The following is a 4,235-nucleotide window of genomic DNA, read 5'->3' on the forward strand; positions in this document are numbered from 1 at the left end:
TAAACCTTTTGAACTGCGAGAGTTACTAGCCAGAGTCCGGGCTTTATTGCGTCGTTCCGGTTTCCAAACCTATGAAACCACTAGCGGACGTTTAACCGTAGCTGATTTAGAACTCGATTGTGAAAATTAAGTAGCCTATCGCCAAGGACGAATAATTGAGTTATCGCAAAAAGAAAGCCAGTTGCTGCAATATTTTATGGAACACACTGGACAACTAATGACTCATGCCCAGATTATGCAAAATTTGTGGCAAGAGGAAGAACAACCCAGTAGTAATGTAATCGCGGCATTAATTCGTTTGCTGCGTCGTAAGATTGAGGTAGGTAAAGAAACTACGCTGATTCACACAGTCTACGGCAAAGGCTATCGTTTCGGTGCTTCTGTCGTAGAGTCAGTTTAGCCGCCTGCTTTCAACTCACAATAATGTAGAGACGTAGCAGTGCTACGTCTCTACAAGGGTTCTGGATAACGCATATTTAATTTCACCAGATGTCTAATGATTCGGTTAATTGGTTAGGAGAATCATTAACATTTTTCAATCTTTGCGACTTTAATTCCTGTCGAAGTTTGTTGTAGAGGGATGAATCCACAGGCATCATAATCTGTGAAATTTCCTTCCAGACACCAAGCTGATTATTTGCACCCATATCTTCCATGAGTTGCTCAGTATAACGCAAGGAAAACCAGGAGATGCATGTCGCCTTCGCTACAACATTATTGTATTGAGTTTTCATCCAATCCATATCTGCTGCCATTTCTTGATACATTGCTGAAGGCGAAGGCAATAACAAGTTGCCTTTGACATACTCCAGCAGCCACCAAGCACTAACTTCTGATGTCAACTGACAATAGAAACTGCTGTTATAGCCAACAAAACCCATCTGTGGAATATTAGGATGAATCAGATAACGGTAAAGGTTAAAATTACCGTCTTCATCGATTATCTGTTGGCGATATTCTTCTTCGAGAAAGGGAAGTTCCTGGTTAAATCCTGTACCAAAAATTACTATATCTGCCTGCAACTGCTGACCATTGGCTAATTCCACACCATCAGGGATAAACTTGGCGATGCTGGTTTTAATTGCTTGAATTTTACCAGAGTGTACGTACTTGAAGAAATCTGGAGGAGCTATAGTAACTTGACAGTTAGCTTGATTCATCGGTTGTTCGGGTAACATGCCGCAGCTATCAAGACCGAATTGGAGGCGTAGCACCATCTCGTTAGTGCGCCAAAAAGCCCACACTAGTGGCTTACCCAGAGTGTGCAGCAATCTTTCAATCCGTCCCATCTGACGGTAGGGGAACCAAGCTTCTGAAAAGCGAGTTAATAAAATATACTTCAGGTTTACTAAACCCAGGAAAAATCTAGGAATCTTCCACAGGGGTTGACGGAAGACGAGGGTGGATTCTTTGGCTATGTTTGCCGCCAAAGTTGCAATGTCGCAGGCAGATTTGCCAAAACCCACTACAACTACGCGCTTACCCTCAATGATTGAAGCATCATTAAACTCAGTAGAATGGAGTACTCGTCCTCCAGATGCTGCGAACTCCTCCCTACCAGGCAAAGAAGGTAAATTAGGGAAACTAAATATTCCCTTGCACACTAGCACAAAGTCAAATTCGTGCTTTTCCTCTTTTGTCTCACCCCCATTACCTTCCTTCACTGTGATGGTAACTACCCATCCTGGCCGTTCTCCAGTTTTTCGAGAAACATTAGTAACTTCCGTCTGGAAACGAATTCTTTCAATAACTCCAAAATTCTGGGCGTATGAATTTAGATAATTCCGCATATCCTCTGCTGTCGGCCACTCTGGGTAGGATGCAGGCATGGGATAGTCAGAAAAACTATATGTGTCACCCGTACTCTGGGTTGTTAATCCTGGATAACTTCGAGATTTTTCCCAAACACCACCAAGTCCTTTTTGTTTCTCGAATACAGTAACGTTGTAGCCTTCTTCAACAAAAGTTTTAGCTGTTACCAGACCGCTAATTCCAGCCCCAATCACGCAAATTTGTTTGATTTCCATATTCTTTTTTAAATAAATTATCAAAGAATTTCTGCAAAGATTAATTTATAGCAGGTTTTATTTATTTAAACCACATCTCTGGTAGAGCCTAAAGAACTACCAGACATTATTGCTCATCATTTAGCAGAATTACCAGAAGGTAAAGATTGCTTTGAGTAAGTTTAAACATAATATAGGACTAATATTTGATTTATGAAAAAGCTCGGTACAGATCGAAAAGCCTAATTCCTTATTCCCTACTCCCTACTCCCCACTCCCCGCCTACGTAGATAATTTCAAAAATCAAATACGATTCCTATATAGCTATCATTACACCATGATGGCTATATTCTTACAAATCTTAATATTAATTATGTCTCACGTAAAGTATTGTTCATAGAAACATGATTCAATAATCCCCCAGTGTCATGCAACATGTTCTTTTTTATGATTCGGAGTGCAACTTTCCCTACTCGAGTGAGTCACTGCTGGTGTCAGGGAGCAAGATCGGTGGCACAGAGGGGTCGGTCATCCGCATTGCCGAGGGATTGAGCAAACGATACCGAGTCAGCGTTGGACAGCACAATCGGATCAAACACGAAAAGTCTACAGACCACAACATCCACTGGCTGACCAAAAAAGAAGCCACTGACTCCTCGTTGGATGTCGATGTTGTCGTCGTGCTCAGGAGGGTCGGCGACTTACCTCTGATGAAGTGGTATCACCCACGCGCTCGGCTATTCGTTTGGAGCCACGATTGGCTCTTTCCCTGCCCCTCAGTCTTCTCGCGTGCGAGCTTAACTTGGCGTGCGAAAACTGAGATGCGTTTCCTGCTTCATGCTTGTTACGACGCAGTTAACGTTGGAGTGTCTCGCACCCATATGGAAAACATCCGCGACAGCCTCAACAAGACACGGCTGATCGGCCCCCTTCGCGATCACGTGCGACTTGACTATGTTTATAACTCTATTCCTGAAAATATTGATGTTTTACCTGAAAGCGCTGCATACGATCCGACGAAACTTATCTTCGTCAGCGCACCCTGGAAAGGGCTGGATATGGTCTTGAAGTCCTTCAAGACGATCCGCCAACATATTCCCGACCTAAAGTTGCATGTCGCAAGCCCTGGATATGCATATCAGCCGGCTGAAAAGTTGGACGAGTCGTTAACCGAAAACGTTATTTTTCTCGGGAGCCTTTCACACGCCGCAGTTCTGCATGAAATGAGGTCAGCGTTGTGTGTTTTCTATCCAGCCAACAAAGTACCGGAGACGTTTGGCCTTGTATTTGCAGAAAGCAACGCCGTTGGAACACCGGTGCTGACTCATCCCATCGGAGCTGCTCCTGAACTGCTCACTCCAGAGCAATTGGTTGACGCTAGAGACACAAATGCAATCATCGAGCGTCTGAGGTCGTGGAAGAATGGTGGACGGCCAGTTGTGAAAGCAAAAGAAGAGTTCCGACTGAGCAATGTTATTCGTTCGTGGGAGCGGGTGCTGTTTTCGCAGCCTGCCTAGCAGCTTGTTGGAGAAATCCCTGTGTGTCATTAACACAATCAGGAAGAAATCAATCATATTCTGATGCAAGAAAGGATTAATCCTATTAAAAATTGGGCATGGCGCACTTGTACTGAGCGAAGCCGAAGTATGGGGCATTAATTAATCAGTTATTCTTTCGGCGTTGCATAAATGCGGGATGATTTAGGTTAATACGGGTATTTCCCAATACTTCAAATATGAAGTATTAACAATTCAAAATTCAAAACTTGTACTGAGCTAGGACTTACGCATTGACAAGAAATACCATATATGGGGAAGTTTAAAAACCACATCTTTCGTAAGGGCACAGCAATGCTGTGCCCCTACAGCATGGTCTATTGACGATCGCAGGATAATTAAGAAAAGCCTGAAAACTTCCGGCAGCATCGTTAATGCACATCACGATGAATTTGTACAGTGCGTAAGTCCTATGAGCGTAGCCGAAGTATTCAAAACTTGTACTGAGCGTAGCCGAAGTATTCAAACATTTTAGACATTTCAGACGGGGATTTAAACCCCGACTGAAACTGCTGCTACATATAGATGTAGGGGTCTTAAGCCCCCCATACGTGTCAACTTAACGTAAAAGCCATGTCTCGCAAGGAACTGAAGTTCCTTGCTAATAGCTTAAGTCATCTAAAGATGACTAAATAATCCGAAAAATTTTTAGTCTACTTCAGTAGACTTTAGC

General features: G+C 43.2%; 2 protein-coding genes and 1 pseudogene. 2 read left to right on the top strand and 1 reads right to left on the bottom strand.

The window, feature by feature from the left end:
• Positions 1 to 400 (top strand): annotated as a pseudogene (locus LC574_RS29020) (response regulator transcription factor); the annotation flags it as partial.
• An 82-nt stretch (positions 401 to 482) separates the two neighbouring features.
• On the opposite strand, the gene LC574_RS29025 reads toward LC574_RS29020, so the two are convergent.
• Positions 483 to 2,027, bottom strand: a complete 1,545-nt coding sequence (locus LC574_RS29025) for an NAD(P)/FAD-dependent oxidoreductase (RefSeq protein WP_229457093.1) — start codon at positions 2,025 to 2,027, stop codon at positions 483 to 485.
• 407 nt (positions 2,028 to 2,434) lie between these two features.
• On the opposite strand from LC574_RS29025, the gene LC574_RS29030 reads away from it, so the two are divergent.
• The gene (locus tag LC574_RS29030; protein ID WP_229457094.1) at positions 2,435 to 3,523 is read left to right on the top strand and encodes a glycosyltransferase family 4 protein; all 1,089 of its coding nucleotides are present in this window, start codon (positions 2,435 to 2,437) and stop codon (positions 3,521 to 3,523) included.
• The last annotated feature ends 712 nt before the right edge of the window (positions 3,524 to 4,235 follow it).

The sequence above is a fragment of the Nostoc sp. CHAB 5715 genome (assembly GCF_020829685.1).
Taxonomy (GTDB): Bacteria; Cyanobacteriota; Cyanobacteriia; order Cyanobacteriales; family Nostocaceae; genus Nostoc.

What these genes read in the sequence shown, in the direction of transcription:
- LC574_RS29030 (WP_229457094.1), top strand. Translation starts at nt 2,435, where the DNA reads ATGCAACATGTTCTTTTTTATGATTCGGAGTGCAACTTTCCCTACTCG.
- LC574_RS29025 (WP_229457093.1), bottom strand. Translation starts at nt 2,027, where the DNA reads ATGGAAATCAAACAAATTTGCGTGATTGGGGCTGGAATTAGCGGTCTG.